This is a genomic window from Sphingobacterium sp. GVS05A (assembly GCF_019969845.1).
Classification (GTDB): Bacteria; Bacteroidota; Bacteroidia; order Sphingobacteriales; family Sphingobacteriaceae; genus Sphingobacterium.
In genome coordinates this window covers 543,167-561,008 of the sequence record NZ_JAHXYR010000004.1, presented here as the reverse complement: position 1 = coordinate 561,008, position 17,842 = coordinate 543,167, and the positions used below count along the sequence as shown (strand labels likewise).

Annotated in this window: 10 protein-coding genes; 1 reads left to right on the top strand and 9 read right to left on the bottom strand. The window is 41.0% G+C overall.

Annotated features, from left to right (window positions below; translation table 11 throughout):
- Positions 1–4: 4 nt before the first annotated feature.
- Together LC454_RS12895 and LC454_RS26535 are read right to left on the bottom strand one after the other, a co-directional pair.
- Entirely contained in the window at positions 5–2,809 is a 2,805-nt protein-coding gene (locus LC454_RS12895) for a TonB-dependent receptor (protein ID WP_223582897.1), read from the bottom strand.
- Positions 2,810–3,060: 251 nt separating this feature from the next.
- The gene (locus LC454_RS26535; protein ID WP_223582896.1) at positions 3,061–4,233 is read right to left on the bottom strand and encodes an AraC family transcriptional regulator; all 1,173 of its coding nucleotides are present in this window, start codon (positions 4,231–4,233) and stop codon (positions 3,061–3,063) included.
- A gap of 286 nt (positions 4,234–4,519) precedes the next feature.
- Here LC454_RS26535 and LC454_RS12885 point away from each other — a divergent pair, with 286 nt between their 5' ends.
- Positions 4,520–5,206, top strand: coding sequence for a hypothetical protein (locus tag LC454_RS12885; protein WP_223582895.1), 687 nt, complete (start codon positions 4,520–4,522; stop codon positions 5,204–5,206).
- 202 nt (positions 5,207–5,408) lie between these two features.
- Here the strand turns inward: LC454_RS12885 and LC454_RS12880 are convergent, their stop codons facing one another.
- The 7 genes from LC454_RS12880 to LC454_RS12850 all read right to left on the bottom strand — a co-directional run bounded on the left by LC454_RS12880 (position 5,409) and on the right by LC454_RS12850 (position 17,576).
- The gene (locus LC454_RS12880) at positions 5,409–6,911 is read right to left on the bottom strand and encodes a RagB/SusD family nutrient uptake outer membrane protein (RefSeq protein WP_223582894.1); all 1,503 of its coding nucleotides are present in this window, start codon (positions 6,909–6,911) and stop codon (positions 5,409–5,411) included.
- A gap of 19 nt (positions 6,912–6,930) precedes the next feature.
- Positions 6,931–10,092, bottom strand: a complete 3,162-nt coding sequence (locus LC454_RS12875) for a SusC/RagA family TonB-linked outer membrane protein (protein ID WP_223582893.1) — start codon at positions 10,090–10,092, stop codon at positions 6,931–6,933.
- Between the two features lie 31 nt (positions 10,093–10,123).
- A complete protein-coding gene (locus LC454_RS12870; RefSeq protein WP_223582892.1) occupies positions 10,124–11,122 on the bottom strand; it encodes a TlpA disulfide reductase family protein in 999 nt (332 codons plus the stop codon).
- 213 nt (positions 11,123–11,335) lie between these two features.
- Entirely contained in the window at positions 11,336–14,005 is a 2,670-nt protein-coding gene (locus LC454_RS12865) for a M14 family metallopeptidase (RefSeq protein WP_223582891.1), read from the bottom strand.
- A gap of 506 nt (positions 14,006–14,511) precedes the next feature.
- Positions 14,512–15,870, bottom strand: coding sequence for a hypothetical protein (locus LC454_RS12860; RefSeq protein ID WP_223582890.1), 1,359 nt, complete (start codon positions 15,868–15,870; stop codon positions 14,512–14,514).
- Positions 15,871–16,037: 167 nt separating this feature from the next.
- Positions 16,038–16,805: a hypothetical protein gene (locus LC454_RS12855; protein ID WP_223582889.1), complete on the bottom strand. Its 768-nt coding sequence runs from the start codon at positions 16,803–16,805 to the stop codon at positions 16,038–16,040.
- A gap of 45 nt (positions 16,806–16,850) precedes the next feature.
- The gene (locus LC454_RS12850; protein WP_223582888.1) at positions 16,851–17,576 is read right to left on the bottom strand and encodes a hypothetical protein; all 726 of its coding nucleotides are present in this window, start codon (positions 17,574–17,576) and stop codon (positions 16,851–16,853) included.
- Positions 17,577–17,842 lie beyond the last annotated feature (266 nt).

The window sequence follows — 17,842 nt, the reverse complement described above, 5'->3', positions numbered from 1 at the left end:
TATTTTAAAAAAGTTTTGCACTGATCCCCACTTGACCACGGACAGAATACCATTCTGCTTGTTCGGCACGATCGTATACACCATGATAGTAGCGCACCGGGGCTCCAGTAATGTTATTTAACTCGGCGAATAATCTGAATTTCGAGTTGATACTATAGGAAGAAGAAAAGTCTACCGAAAAATTGCTTGAATACCAACGGTAATGTTCGGGTCCAGCGACCTGACGAATGGCATCAAGATATTTACCTTTATAGTTGCCGGCAATACGTGCCATAAACTTGCTATTCTCATAGATCAAGGAGACATTGAACAAGTGTTTTGCCTGCTTAGGAATCACACTTTCATCTTCTATCAATTTTCCTTTGTCAAAGCGCGGAACTTTCGCTTTTGAGTCTGTATAGGTGTAGTTGGCGTCTACTCCAAATCCTTTACATATTCCTGGCAGCTCTGTAAATCGCTTGGATATGCCGGCTTCAAAGCCTAACAGCCAGGCGTTTTGGAGATTCTCGGGCTCATTTACATTGAATAAAATACCATCAATATCTTGTGTAGATTGATTGGAATAGATCAGGTTGGAAAGCTTTTTGTAAAATGCCCCTGCCGAAAACATACCTATGCCGCCAAAGTAATGTTCGGTCATGAAATCAAAGTTGCTGGCGAAAGTGGGTTTCAATTTTGGATTACCTCGGGTGATGACACGGTTGATATCGTCCTGTGTCGTACCCGGATTGAGGCTACCAAAATCGGGACGTGTGAAACTTCGCGTAAATGCCAGCCGAATAATATCATTCTTTGTCGCATTGATCTTTACATGCAACATCGGTAGAAAAGCATTATAGCTGTTGTCCTGATTGATTGCTTCTACTTTTGTCGATTTGTCTGCGAGCGTGGATACTTTGTTGCCTGAAAAAGTAACTTTGTTATACTCGTTTCGTATTCCTCCTATAATGGTGAGCCGCTCTGACAATTTAAATTCTGCAGAACCATAAATTGCGTATACGTTTTCCTTTCCACTGTAGTAGTTGGCAGCGCCTGATGCATTGCCCGCTGAATCGACGCGGAATGGGTACAACTTGTTTTCGGCAATACCCTCCGGTGATGCAAGTTGCCTCACTGATGCCATAGCTACCTGATCAATAAGCACATTGTTGTAGGGCGATCCTATTTCGGTCAAAAAACCACCCCGATAGGGATAGGGTTCAGTACCTAGGCTGGCTAATGTTGGAGCAGCTCCAGAGATACCGGCCACATAAATACTATAGGGGTTTTCTACCTGCTTATCCTTGTGGATAAACTTTCCACCAAATTTAACGATCAACGAATTGCTAGGTGTATATTTCAAGTTGACTCCAACACGCTTGTTGCGTTCTTGATTTTTGCTCCTGATATTGACAACCTGTGTTAATTTCATGACTTCTGCGCTAATCGCTGTAGTGGAAGCAAGATGAGGTAGGATATGGTCAATATAGTCCCCTGTTCCATCTGGTGAATCCATCGCGAGGTATTTCTTTCCATCTGGAGCCAAGCCATCATAATCAACCTTTTGGGAAAAGGTTGCCATTGGATAGTAATCGGGGTCCTTAAATTTAAAAGCGGACTTATCCATGCTCAGTGCCCAATCCAATCCAAATCGTTCTGAAAAACTCGACTGCCCGCTAAGCTCTCCAGAGTAAAGGCTTGTATGGTAATCTGCGGCTCTGGTTGTTATGGTCGCTGTTTTGGTATTAAAATAGAAATAATTCTCACGGACACGCTGAGCGTCCATATATTCGCTATAGAGTCCCTTAGCCATGATTTTGTGCCTTTCATTGAATGCATATTCAAGTCCACCATTAAATCCCAATGTACGCCGGCGTGCAATATAATCCCGCAATTGTAGATCTGTAATGGAAAAAGCCTGCGTAGCGTTACTGTTCGAAAAATCATAGTTTAGGTTATATCGGTCCTGGGCAGCTGTTCGGTCCCAGATTACTGCCGAAAGAATATAACCCAACTTTCCCTGCGCAACACGGTCGCCAAAGAGGATTGAACTGTTGTATGATCCGCGCTGAGATTGTCCGTTATAGCCGCCAGCCGCATTGATATGGAGTGTACGTTTTAAGGGAGCTGCTTTGGTAATAAAATTGATCGACCCTCCGATCGCATCTCCTTCCATATCCGGAGTGATTGCTTTTGATAGCTGCACATATTGAATCATCTCTGAGGGGAAAATATCCATCTGAATCCGTCGATCTGCATAGTCAAGACTAGCGGAAGGAAGCCGGTTCCCATTTAACAAAGATGCACTCCACTGAATGGGTGTGCCACGTACGGAAACATATCGCCCCTCCCCTTGATCTCGTTCAATGGAAACCCCTTGAATGCGTTGTACCGCTTCGGCAGCATTGCGATCGGGCAATTTACCAATAGCATCCGCCGCCAATACTTCCATAATGGCATTTGCCGTTTTTTTGATGTTTAATGCCTTGAGCTGAGAACCAGCTGAAGAACCGACGACAACAACCTCACCTAGGCTATTATTGGATGGCTGCAATTTGATTATTCCCAAATGAACTCCCTCACCTGAAACAAGTGTATCTAACGCGAATGCTTGATAACCGGTGTATAAAATAGCAAGTCGAACAGGCCCCTTTTCTTTTAAAATCAGTGTAAACTTGCCATCGAGATTGGTTTGTGCAGTCAACTTCCCCACTTGTATTGTAGCGCCAGGCAATACCTCGTCGGTCATTGAAGTGACAGTCCCTGTAATTTGTTGTGCCTGTAAAAAGAAGGGCATCAACGAAATCAAAAAGAGTAATGTTCTTTTCATATCATGTAATCAATTTTTGTTATTTGCTACGAAATTGATATTTCATGAGATGCCTGTCGTCTTTCTCGATAAAGAAGTACGATCAATTAGCACCAAACACCACAAAACACTCATTTAATGACATTTACAAACATTAACTTTGCATTAAGATTAGGTTACCGATAAATTGATACGCTGATCGCGACGTGGAAACACCGCTTTTAGGATTAATTAATACCCGCTTTTCCAGCCCGATGGACAAGAATATTCACTTAGGTATTCACTAGGTTATAATGTGGTTTTGCTTTGAGATAGGCCGAAGGTGTGCAGCCCTGAACCTTTTTGAAATATTGATTAAACGAGGATTTGGAATGGAATCCAGCCTGAAATGCCATCGCAAGTATATTGATGGTCTCTCCTTTGCTTTTGTACAGATCCATTAGTGTAATAACCTCCTTAATTCGATACTCATTAACATACTGATAAAAGGACTTTTCCTGGTACTGATTTAACGTTTCGGAAAGATGGTGACGTGATACATCGGCCTTTGTAGCAAGAATATCTAATGTGAGACTTGGATCTAAGAAGACTTTATGCTGGGACATCAGATTTTCTACCTTCTCCAAAATACCTACATAGTCTATACCGGCATTCCTTTCATTTTCCTCAGCAGATGGGTATCGGGATTTCCCCATCGAGCTGTCCAACCGATTTTCATGCTGATGGTCAAGAATATGCGGCTTTGCTTGCTCCTGCTGATATAAATGAACATATAGGAAGGAGCTTACTTTGACATAAATAATAGATATGCAGATAACCGCTAATATAGAATAGATAATCAGACGGAGCCACAGATGGATAAGATTAAAATAGACGGATATATCAGATAGTCGAGTCCAGATGCTGATGATTAAAAATGCGAGTCCAACAAACAGGAACAGGGAAGCGGCCAGTCTAACCATACGTTTTTCAAGTTTCCAAAATGTCGGTATCGTATGTGTCTTAGCCAAAATTTTTAACGGGTACACGATATATAATATTGTATATGCATAACCAGATATTGAATTGTACCGTTTGATGAATGGTGGTAATTCGCCAGAATGGTTGATCACATAGGCAGCAATCCAAAAATAACCAATAGATGCACCTATCGATGGAAACATCGCCAAAAGAATATCGATGGACTTTCCCTTATGTTCGAGAAAACGTATATAACACCATAACAAACCGGGATATGCCAATGCGATAAATGTATTGAATTGCTGATGGATTTTTGAATTGGGCCAAAAGACGTTCAATGCAAAACTGATTGCCAGGTGCAAAAAAATGGAGGCTAATAAATAAGAAAGGATATTATCATGCTGTCCATTATTTTTTTTGTCCTTCAATAAAATTCCCAAAGCCATTAAGGCTTGGGTTGCCCCTACGATAATAATATAATTCACGTTCTTAATCTAATTAAGCTGTTCTGCAAAGTTAATAATCAGGTATTATCAAATTGTTAAATGTACTTTCAGCAAGTTCTCTTTGCCATTTCCTATTATGTGATTCCTTTTCAGCTTCTTATTTATCGGAATTAAGCTGTAACTTAAACGCCTATAACGTTTACAAAAGCTCAAGTTCAACATGACATTTCTCCGTAGATATCTTTCTTTCATCGCCTCCATAACTACCCTACTATTTTCCGTGAATGGATTTGCTCAAGAGAGGACTAAAACAGACAGCACGGTAATGGCACTTAAATTCGTTGACACATTACTTCCTGAGGGCAACTATATTGTAGAGGTGTTGGGATCCCCTCCTTTGAATGCCGCTGAGTCGGAAATTCTCAAAAAAATGAAACTTGCCATTCAACAGAACCAAGATTGGTTTCTAAAAACAATGAGCGGATTAAAACCTGGCGAACTTATGCCATATCACAAAAATCTAGGCATTAGCGAACAGGAGTACGCGGTATTTATACAAGTTTCACAATCGGCAAAAATAGACAAAATAGGGATCGTAAAGCTTAAGATCATTCACAAAGACAACAGCATTTATTTCGAGCCCGAAGACTTTCCTCATTATTTAAAGGAGCTCACAATTCACCTTAAGGACTATACAATCATGATCGACAGTATACCCTTGAAATACAAAAGTCAACGCATCATGGACAGCAAAAACACAACGCTAGTTGCGGGACCATGGAAGGGATACTCCTGGGATTTTGAAGAAATTAGGAAAGACGGACAACTAATTGCAGACCCCGATAAGATGGATCCATCGGAAATTAACACGCTCGATATAAAATCGGTAAAACTGACTATTGGTAAACTCGACCATAATGACCAATGTTTTCTTTATCTAAGAAGTAATATTGTCAATAAAGGTCACGTTCTCGCAAAACAGGATATAGCACTCCTATTAAAAAAAGAATAAGCTAAATCTCGCTTGCTAGCTTATTCATTAAGCCGAAGAAATTCGTCTTCATCAATAAATGGAACAAATGACCAACAGCTGGTTCATTCCCTGATTTGATAGCTAGCTTCTTTTAAAATAAAGCATTTAAATAAAAGGCCACTTAGTGTTTTTCTAAGTGGCCTTTTAGGAACTCCTATAAGCAACTGACCATTGATTAGTTTTACAAATTTGGGTTATTATTCAGTTCGTTTAGAGGTATTGGAAATAAAAAATATTTGCTATTTGGAGATAAGTTAGATCCATCTGGAAACTTGAGAATATAATGTCCCATTACTGCTACTGTCTTTCCAGCATCATCCACAAAGGTCTCATTAGCCTCGCGACGTACAGGCGCCGTCTGCGTCCGAAGAATATCGTAAAGACGGAAACCCTCACCCCATAATTCTTTACGGCGCTCCAATAAAACTTCCTGTACCGCCTTTGCTTTATCAAAATTTGCGACATCGAGATCTTGCAAAGTCCGTTTACGTCTTAATTCGTTCAGGAGGTCTATAGCGCCTTTTACATCGTCCAGGTGAGCTCTACTCTCGGCTTCGATAAGCAGCTGTTCCGATGATCGCATTAAAACGATATGTCCATCACGGTTAGGGTGCTTATTTCTAAACTTACGGTAACGATAAGAACGATAGATCGCCTCAGCAGGTTGCTTTGCAATCTCAAAAAGCGATTTACGCACATCAGCAGCTGTAAATAAGCTGATAAAATTGGGGTCAGGAATAATGCTATTATAACCAAAATATAGATTTACACCTTTGGCATCTGTTGCGTAGGGAGTTGTCTCAATATAGGCTAAGAAAGAAGCTCCACCCAAATTTTGGGTCGCGGTCTGTGGGTGTCCCCAGATCCACTCCGGATTGCTGACATCATTAAATCCTTCCTTGTACTGCTCTGCCGTCATAATCGGATAACCGACACGTGCTTTTGCTGCATAATCACGTGCTTGCGCCCAATTTTCCTGTGTCAAATATGTTCTAGCCAGTAGACCATAAACGACATTGAGGTCGAGTCTGTTCTTCACTTTCCGCTTGAAACCCGCCAATAATTTTTCGGCTTCTTTCAAATCGGAAATAACCTGCTCATAAACTTCCTTTACTGTAGCCAGTGGTTTGGGAACCGTCGTTGGTGTCGTCGGTTCGGTATAAATCGGTATTGCCTTGACATTTGGGTCTTTCACATAGGTAAACTGGTACTGACGTACGAGATTGAGATAATTCAATCCCCTCAAGGCATAGGCTTGCCCCTTGAGGTGTTTTAAGCTTTCTTTACTGTTATCGTCAATTTTCACATTGGCTATCAGATTATTGGCATGGTCGATAGATTTATATTGCAAGGTCCAAAAGAAAAGTGCCCGGCGGGTGGTGTTGTCAAAAGGATCTTTATAGGGATATGAGTCCCGAAAACCATAACGACCGTCACGTGCAATAGCGTCCTCTCCCATCACTTCATGTGTGAGGAATATGGTCGGGAGTCCAGGATTGTCTTGAGAGGTGCTATTTTCCATCAAAAAGCGGATTGATCCGTTAATAAAGGCATCAATATTATTCTCAGAAGAAAATACCTCGGGAGTCGTAATCTGGGTTGCAGGAGCAGTCTCGAAGAAACTGTCACGGCAGGATGAGAGTACCAATAAAGGAAAAATGATCGTGATATATTTTAATTTCATAATAAATCAAATATGTGTGTTAAAAGGAAACATTGAGGACCAGAGCGTATGACTTCTGTGCCGGGTAGCGATAGTAGGTAACTCCACCTACCGTTTGCTCTGGGTCCAGGCCCTGAGTTCCATAGAACGTCAATAGATTTTCACCTACAAAACGTATCCGGACATCGGAAAGAGACCATTTTGACACTAGATTACGCGGAATAGTATAGCTTAAGCTCAAATTCTTTAGGCGTCCATAGCTTGCACTGCGTAGAAAACGTGTGGAGGGAATACTATTCCAAGAATCAGTCACGTAAGACAATCGGGGGAAATCGGTATCTCTATTTTCGGGTGTCCATCTATTGAGGGCCTCCTTGGACCAGCTTCGCCCCGGTGCTGAACCCACATGCATAATCATGGGTTGATCACCATCAAAGATTTTTCCTCCTAGACTATAGGAAAACAAGAAAGACAAATCTATTCCTTTGTAACTAAAGTTGTTACTAACACCGCCATAAAGATCTGGCAATGAACTTCCTTCAAAATAAAATGATGCTTCATTTTGATTCGTTGTCGTCGTGCGCCCAGTTATATTTCCTGTTGCATCTTTTACATCCTTATACCAGGTTGCCTTGCCGGTCTCCGGATCTACTCCGGCCCATTCCTTGATATAAAAATCATAGATGGAACCACCTTCAACCATTTTTTTCGTGTTACCATACTGTCCAATGGATCCAGTGAGAATTTCTTTTTGTGGTAGTTTGGTGATTTTATTTTTATAGTGCCCCACATTTGCTGTAATAGACCATCTGAAATCTTTGTTTCGAATAGGTACCCCTGTAATCTGCCCATCAATTCCACGGTTGCTCAATGAGCCAATATTGGCATCGATCCCGCTATAACCTGTAGACGGTGAAAGTGGCTTTTGGAAAAGCAGGTCTTTTGACTTCCGGTCATAGACATCAATCTGTGCTACCAACCGATTGTTAAATAAAGCGATATCAGCGCCGATGTTGAGATTAAGATTTGTTTCCCATTTTAAGTCTGGTGTAGGTAAATCAGAGGGTAAAAGCCCCAGATTGTCCAAACTGTTATAAATGGAATAGAATCCACCATAAGCATAGTTACCAACTTTATCATTTCCCTGAGCTCCATAACTCGCCCGTAGATTCAGGTTGTTAATCGTACTGATTTCTTTCAGGAAGGATTCTTTTTTCACGTTCCAGGCCGCACCGACAGACCAGAAGTTACCCCAACGTGATTGCTTACTGAAGCGGGATGAACCGTCTCTACGGTAGCTTGTAGAAAAATGGTAGCGATCCAGATAATCATAATTTACCTGTCCCAGCCAGCTTGCGAGCTTATAATCGGAAGAAGTCCCGTTAAAAACACCGCTCAGTGTCCCTGCGGATGGTTCCGTTTTACCAAGCACCTGGAAGCCCGTGCGGTTACCTGATAGTGAAGAAGCTCCCTCTACATAGATTTCGGGACCGACCAGCGCACTAATGCTATGTTTATTACCAAATGTAGTCGCATAGTTCAGAAAGCTATTGACCGTATAGTTGAGTGTACGGCTCGAACTTCGGCTTGCGGATCCCGCTCCATCTGTAAGGACACCGGTACTATAGTACGAATGCGAATAGGTATGTGAACTCGTGTTTCGGTAGTCGATATTGGCCGAGGTCTTCAGGAATAAATTGTCCGCAAATGATATTTTGATATTGGTCCCCAACAAAACTGATTCATTGTTGGTACCGGAAATTGCATTTTCAGCGCTACCTAAAATATTTGAACCACTCGCAGCTGTGGTTGGGCGCCATAACCCATAATCCCAGATCTTATTGCCCTGTTCATCCAGCACATAGCTCCCATCAGGATTGCGCTGATAGACGGGATACAGATCGGACACTAAACGCTGAAAGTTAGCGAAGTTGCCGGTATTGCTATCGCTCTGCGTAGGCGCACGTTGAAAGCCTGATGACAAGGCAACATTCCCACCAACTTCAAACCAGTTGTTCACCTTTGATTGTATATTTGTTCGGAAATTATACCGCTTGAAATCAGCCGTGCGAATCCAGCCTTGTTCATTGAGGTAACCGGCAGAAAGATAATAACGAGTACTTGCGCCGCCACCACTCAAACTAAGGTCATATTGCTGGCGTACCCCCCTTCGGGCAATTGCTTCTCCCCAGTTATCGTTCCAGAGCGATGTTGCTCCTGCAACCAGCTTTCCATCGAGCCCTACGGGTTTTGGATAGTTAGTCCCAAAGATGTTTACTTTAAGCGCACCATCGACCAAATAATCTGTAGCGTACTGGGCAGCATCGCCGGCGGATTTCCCTTGATCGAGCTGCGTATTGCGGATTGCTTCCCATTGCAATTCATAATATTCCTGCTGGGATAGGTATTCATAATCTTTCACTGCCCTCCCTGTATAACCGTAATTCGCCGAAAAGTTAACGGCAGTCTTACTGTTCAGTTCACCGGATTTTGTTGTGATCACGATGACGCCATTTGCACCACGTGAACCGTATAGTGCACTTGCTGTCGCATCTTTTAAGACCGAAATAGAAAGGATATCTTTTGGATTGAGGCTATTGGGATTGGCCCCGGGGGTACCATCTACGACATAAAGCGGTGCTGTTGACGCGTTTACAGACCCTACACCCCTGACAAATAACTCGGCATCACTCCCAGGCTGACCTGCTGCGGCAATGGACTGTAGCCCAGGCACCGTCCCTTGCAATGCTTTCCCAATCGTCGTAATCTGTAGATTATCTAATTCTTTGCCACTTACCGTCGCTACGGATCCTGTATAACTTGATTTTTTAGCCGTAGTATAACCTACGACGACGGTCTCCTCAAGTGTATGATCCACAGGCTCAAGTTCAATAACCACTGGAGAATGATCTATGACCAAGGTCTGACTTGTATACCCCACAAAGGAAATGGTCACTGTAAAGGGTAATTTCTGTCCGGTTACAAATTGAAATCTCCCAAATTTATCGGTACTTACATGATGGGTTACATCCTTTAGACTTAAGGTTGCACCAGAAAGAGGCTTTCCAGTGGCAGCGTCCTGCACAACACCACTGAGTACAGCATTTATAATAGATTTTGTTTGCTCCTGTGCGAAGGAAGGTACCACGGCCCCACTGCCAGCTAATGAAAGAAGCAAATAAAACAAGCTTGATTTTCTCATTGTTTTTCTGTTTGATGTTTTTGTTTGTTCTTTACTCGCCGTAGATTTCCTTTAATTTCTGCAATAGCGCATCGCCTTTAATGTTTCGGGCCACGATAATACCATGCTCGTCGATAAGTAGGTTGCTCGGGATAAAACGGACACCATACAGAGCTGCAGCTTCGGTATCCCAGAACGAAAGATCAGAAACCTGAGTCCAATCCAATCCATCGTCCTTAATGGCTTTTAGCCAATCTGCTTTTTTCTTATCCAGTGATACGCCAAATACGCTAAATCCATGGTTTTTATATTTCTGGAAAGCCGCAACAATATTGGGATTCTCCCGACGGCAAGGACCACACCAGGCTGCCCAAAAATCAAGCAATACGTATCCTTTACCAAGATGCTCACTGAATCTTACTTTATTTCCATCGGGACCAGTAGACACAAAATCTAAGGCTTTATTCCCCGGCAATACGGCTCGCTGTTTTAAGATTAAATCTTTCAAGATGCGCACATATTGTGTTTGTTGCAATGAGGTATCCAGCAATTTTGTATGCTCTTCAAGCTCATCCGGCGACAGATTATAGGAATAGTTACGGAACAATGCATACGCAGCGACAATAGATTTGGGATCCGCTTCAATAAACTGCTTAGCAGTATACTTACGTTGCTCTTTATTTGCGCGCTCAAAATAATCTTGAGCTTTTGACCCTCTCACAGTAGCATGATCGCCATTTTCTCCAGACTGGATGAGCACTTCAATTGGCGCATCCTCCAAGAAAAGTTGGACGGGATAACCTTCTTCTTTCAATTTCAGACCATAGAGTTCGGGTAACTGCACTTGAGTCCCGAAACTAAATCGACCGTTGTGGACTGAGGCTGAATCAATCGTCTTAAATACTTTATTATCGTATTGTTGAAGATATATTTTACCTTCTTTCAATCCTTCTATTTTTCCAGTTAAACGTAGCGCTGCAACTTTTTGGGCCGATGCCTGTGTGGCAAGAAACAGCATCGAAACAGTAAATAATGTCAGTTTATTTTTCATCTATTTAAATTATTTAGGAGTGTTTATTTTCACTGGTATAAATGAAATCACTATGCCCAGTTTGCTTTTTCTAATAAAACTGCCTGATATATTCATTTTCCGGTAGGATTATTCATGGATATTTTGCTTTTCAGCTATATTTATGAACTCCTCATTCTCCATTGAATAAATCATAGTTTTATCCTATTTTATTCGTTGTTAGTTTGTAATTGTTTATCTTCTTATCCCAGATTGAAGAACCTGTCCGAGCAAGACCGCATTAAAAAAGCTGCGTGCATTGCCAAAGGAAATACCTCGGAATAAGGGATCGTCAACAAAATATACAATACGTCCATTCCCACTATTTTCTACGATAATGCTGGCTGTACCTGTGATGTTCTTTTGGTTTTCGGCCGATGCGTATCCATTTAATAAGGGAGACTTGCTATAAATTGCAACATTATTATAGGCCTGGTCACCTAGCTCAACAAAAAGAGTGTGGTTGCGGTAAACAGGCTTTGTTTTATGGGTGTAACCATAACCGATGGGATGGGTTCTGTCAATTTCAGTGTTAAAATAGGTTCCACCAATACGTTTTGTTCCTTCCCGACCTTGGGCCGAAGCATAATCAAAACGTTCCTTTGTTTTCGTTGGTTTTTCCTCTTTCGGCACTACACTATCGCTCCTTCTGTCAAGAAATTGAAAAGAAGCAATCTTTTGTCCTGCAAGCCATTGTCCAGTACGTCCAAAGGCAATTAATGTTCCCCCATTTTTTACCCAAGCACGGATACGCTCAATAGCAGCCGAACTCAATCCGGTGTACTCGCCGCTAGCCAATACAAGTACTTGATATTCCTCAAGGTTTACACGACCAAATTGATCAAGATTTAACCGTAAGATCGGCTGTTCCAATTGGCGCTCAAATGTATACCACACTTCTCCGGCCTCATAAGCGCTAATCCCATTTCCGGTTAAAAGCAATGCATTTTGAGGTGCGAGGCTTTTAAATCCACTACTTCCGAGATCTATTCCCTTTCCGCTGTATCCCGTGGAAGCGGATGCAATCGTTATATTTCCTCTTTTATTCAATTTCTGCAAGAGATCAAATAATTCATCTGCTGAGATGGGCTGACCTTGTATGGGAATCAGCAGACTTCCATAATCAAACCCTATTGTCCTGCCCTGATCAGATAGTTCAAAGGGACTGCTAGCGGACTTAACAAGGATGCCGCGCTGTAGCAATTGGGATAACAACCAAGCTGCTCCCTCCTGCCGCCAGTCTACGAGATAAGCATAATTGCTCCTTGTCAGGGCAATAGCGGGTGGATTAGTAACAGAACTCTGATCAGTTTCTCCGTTGTCTACCCCTTGTTTTAGACTAGCATAAGAGAAGCCATAGAGGTAAGCAATGGAATTGCCCGAACCATCATAAAAAACGCTGTCCACATATGTTTTGGTTTCGTCAAAGATGACTTTGACCAGCCGATAGTTTGCCTGCGCTGTCGGAATAATGATGGAAGTTCCTTTCTCAAAATCTTTACCATCTACCTTACGGTCACGATTGTTCGTTAGGTAGCGAATTTGATGCCTGGCAAGAAGTTCTTTGAAATGTGCCGCAGTGTTATTATTATACTTTAGATCCACCAAGTAACCTTTAACTGGATCTTTTTGGGCCAATTCGAACGCGGACTGGAAGAATCTCAGTTGATTTTCCAAAAGTGTCGTACGATGATCAATAGATGCTGTAATACTCGCCAAGGCTATTCTGAAGTGGTTTCGAATAGCAAAGGGGTAAGTTAGATCACCATTGCTTGTTTTTTGAAAGAGGCCCCGTGGACTTGCTTGCTCAAAGAGGATTCCTAGGCTTCCGACATGATCAGGATAAGTAGATCCATAGGTTGGATTAATATTATCAAATTGTTCTTTGGTGAAATAAAAAGATCCTATTTCATCCAATGCCTTCGCATAATAAGTAGCAAATTTCTGATTTAGCTGATATGTACTTTTAGGGACTAAGGGAGATTCTTGAGCATCGGTCTTTGTGGGTTCGAAGAAGAAGGAAGATCCTGCTCCCATCTCATGGAAGTCGCCTTGAAAATGCGGCAGCCAATGTTGAAAGTAGCTGACACGCGCCTTACTTTCGGGATTTACCTGATTGATCCAATCGCGGTTTAAGTCAAACCAATAGTGATTTGTTCGGCCTCCGGGCCAAACTTCGTTGTGCTCTCTATCCAGAGGGCTTCCGTTTGGTGGAAATGCTGCATTAGCATTGACCCAATTGACATAACGATCATAACCATCTGGATTACGGACTGGGTCTATAAAAAATATTCCCTTTGCAAGTGAGGTCGCAACAGCTGGGTCTTCGGCAGCTGCTAGGTAATAAGCGGTTAAAATAGATGCTTCGGCAGCTGAGGTTTCGTTACCGTGCACACTAAAACCCAAAAATACCAATGCGGGCTGTGCTTCATTAGATACGATCCGGTTCTCTTTTGCTTTGTTAATCGTTTCGATATGCTGTTGACGAATTTGTTCACTATTGCGGATGTTGTCGGGTGAAGAAGCTTTCAGCACGATCAGCGGTCTCCCTTCCCAGGTACGACCAATCGTATCTATCTTTATCCGGCCGGAACGTTGCTCAAGTATCTTAAAATAATCAACAATCTGGTCATAACGGATATGACTATGACCGATTTGATGATTGAAAAATTGACTTGGCGTGGGGATGTTTGCCACAAAACGGCTTCCTGCCGGAAAATAATAATTTTTCTCCAAGTTTTGCCCGGCGGATTCATTTTGAAACACTTTGGGCACTGAGCCCTCCTGGGCAGAAGCAAAAAGAATACTGCTCCACAGAAAAAAAAGCAATAGCGAGCACTGGAAAAATACTTCGTATTTTTTCATAGGGATGAATTAGTTTAATAAGTGAATACTGACAAGTAGGATGATGCTACTTGTGGCATGATTGATAATAAGAGAATCACTATCCTTTACTATCAATTAAAAAAGTCTAGAAGAAAAAATTTAAGCGCAATAGCGCATTCGAAATGGAGTAAGGTTAAATCGAATGTTTTTCATGTTGTGAATGACGGAAAAGGTTGATCTTTGTGGTTTCATTTGAACTTTGTTTTTGTTAGGTTGTATCGCTGCCAACGCCAATTGATAAACGATTTGATCACAAATATAAAACATCTTACTGATAAATACTACTAAACAAGTAGTCTTTTTTACTTTTATCAGGAATCACGATTTTGTGACAAGGATATCATCGCCCAATACACCTAAGACGCTGGACCAAGGATAGCTATAAACTTTTCGAGATACTTACATTTATCCGAAGCAATGGTAATCATTTCCTTTAGATTATTATTCGTGGTTTTTAGGATTTCAACAGAGGTGAGTTTATCATTTCATTGTGAAAGCGCTCCAAGTGTGAGGTACGTTGCCCAGATACTGGCTGCTAGAGCGAACAAGAGACTGTACCAGAGAATATCTATTGGCCTTCTGATCTTTATCAAAAAAACTATGACAAACATCAATGGGCAAACTGTGATAAAAATAAAGATAATTGTCGCTAAAGTCTCGAAAATATCTTGACTATAATTCATAAGCAATAACATGATCCCGACATAAAACAGCCAGACGACGAGCGGTGAAATAAAGCACAACAGCAATCTCCAAAGTAATTTGAGCTTAAAATGATCCGGGATGGCCCTGCGATAATTTCTATATAATAAATAACATATCCCCGCCAGACATAGGACCAGAATTACTAACTGCAAATAGATATTAAAAATGGTGTCAGAACGGGTGTTGATATTTGAAGAGGATTGGAGTTTATCATGGTTATAGTGTTTGATATTGATTGTTTCTCCATTAACAAATGTCTTTATGACCTTATCGGCACTGATCGTGTCCCTGATTATCCAGGTGGAGTCTTCCAATCCCATCTTATAAAATCCTTCAATGATAGTCTTACCTCCTTTTGTCCTGATGAACCGTCCATCAAGTCGCCCACCATTAAATCTTAAAGAATCACTCCCCTCTTCAGTATTGACTGTGAGCAAAGTTATTTTTCCGGGCGAAACCAGGCTAGCACTATCTGCTAAACGATGTAAAACGGCAAGATCAAGAGTTTTGACCGATTGATTCTTATTGTAGTCATCGTTCCGCTCAGGCCTACTGGTAGATCGATAATTTATTTTGACAACAAGTAAGGAATCTCTATTATAAAATTCGAATTCATCATCGAAATTAAGATGCTGGATTGTCGGGTCTTTTAACAGTACATACTGCGGCTGATCAAAAGATTGGATATATCTTTGCTGGCTGGTAGCACAAAAAGAGAAAATTGCGACAGCTGCGCTAAAATATGTGCTCAATCGCGTCATTAAGACTGGATTGACGGACTGTTGTGCCCTCCTTTTTGTGTAAAACCATGCCAACAATATCATGGGTAATGCGATCAGATCCGAAAGATCCACGGTTCTTCCAATACCAAAGTAGGGCTTCATAAATTGTATGATAACCGAGGAATATTCACTTTTCCAAAAGACAAATAAGACTGCTGTGGATATAAAAACCGTTAATTTTTGTTTAGGGAAGATAGCGGACCAGAAAATAGGGAAAATAAAAAGTCCACTGAAATCAGATAGTTTTCCGGTAAACGTATTATGGAATACCGCTTTCAGAAAAAAATCATTGATAATTAATAGAACAAGAAAAAAAATAAAAAGCGGCGAAACAAGATGCTTTAGGCGTTCAGACATACTTTAGCGTTTACGTTTTCTATTGATACTTATTATGCAATTTGGTAACCCAAAGACTACAGCAGTTGCGAAGACCATTTTTACAATAGTTATGGGGATATTGTTTAAGATTGGGAAAGTGTGATTTTCGGAAAATAACGGCAAAAATAAAATGGTTCATTCGACCATTAACATCCCATCGGGGTTTTAATAATAATTAATTTGGTTACTTTTTGTCCATTGTCTTTCCGCTTACCTACGATTCGTAAGAAATATCGACTTATACTTATGGCACAAGGATATTCACGTGGAGAATTTGTTTTTTCCAAAAGTTTAAACCAATCCTCTCCACACTGCTCTTTTACTGTTTGTTTCAACTCATCCATCGAGACTTCGGGAAAGGTATTATAATCCTCTTCGGTGTATTTATCACCTACAAATTGCCCGTTTGAATTTTGTTTTAACGACTTCCAGTTGGAATTAAAATGTTTCCACTCAATGAGGTCACAGTGAGGCCCTTCATTCATAATGGTTACACTCGTTTCATAGCGTTGCTCAATGTTCAAACCGATAAGTTGCTCGCTCGAAATGGATATGGTACGTCCTTCAATGGTTTCTCCAACTTCAGCTTCGATCTCAGCAGTATCTTTTTGAATCCGTTCCATTTTTTCTGCATCAAAAATGGTCATGCCATTAATGACTACTACAAGTTCATTGAATTTTATTTTTATAATTGTGTTAGATTCATTCGTATTGTGTACAGCGGATAGGTCCACGCTATCGCTACCTCCTAGCTGCATATTCTTATTTTCAGTCAGTAGAACTCCTGCAGTATCTTTCTTTTCGTCCCCAGTGATAACTGTATGTTGTGGATCAGTTCGGTTTTTTTGTTCTCTTTCGTTTCTACAGCTTAAAGCCATTAGCGCGAGTATAGTAAGCGTAATATTTTTCCACATGATAAAGTTATTTTAAAATCCAGAACGTCCACAATGAATGGTACTTTACTTGATATTTATCTTATTGTTTAACTCAGCAATGTAATAAGTAAACTGCTTGCTTCTCTCATTACCTAGCTTTTTAAGTGTATAAGCTTTTACAATTATGGTATTCTGGTCGATCCATCTGATATTTTCCACCGCCCAGTTTTCGGTTTGAAAACTACTGCATTCGGAAAGACGAATCCGAAATGGAGTTCCTTTTCGCACGTCAAGAATTCCTATAAAACAGCTATTAGGTGCATACACCTCATTGTAGTAATATGCCAGAAACCGTGCGTCAGGAGATGGAATAGGAATTTCAACAGCACCATCACCTACCGAAGCAATCCTATGCTGGCTACCCTCGATGCTATCCAACAAAACCAAATCGCTAAAACCTAAACTTTCGGCAACAGAATGGCTTACCAAAATATGCATTTTCAGCTGTGGAAAATAGCCGTTATACTCCCAACCCCGGAATCCATCCCCTTGGCCTGCTGAGGAATCATACTTTTTAAATTTTAACTTACCTTTTCCTGTTGGAATCACAAAATTTTTCTTTTCAACTGCAGGCCTGATATCGACGACGGTATTAGCGCTGAATGCCTTTTCATAGTTTTCTGCTGCCGCGGTCTTGAAATTTATTTTAGGCAAGCTGTCGTACCGATCTCCATAGCCGACAGTCAGATTTTTATCGGACTGCCCGTAAACAAGGCTTATGGAAAAAAGAATAATAAAAATCAATTTCATATTTATTTATCGATTATGTGTAGCAAGAAAAGTTTTCTTGATACTATTTGACAAGCAGATTTATAACTTCCTAAAAGAATTAAAAACCAACCCGATATAAAGGTAACTTACATAACAACAAAAGTTAAAGGCTATTTAATATTTGTTTATAGCTATTTATGATTCGCAGCTTCATAAGCTTTTTTTGCTTCGCGGTGGCATGAGTCATTGTATCAGCAAATTTGACGGCAATCTAGTATATATTAGGCTTCTATCTACCCGTCTAA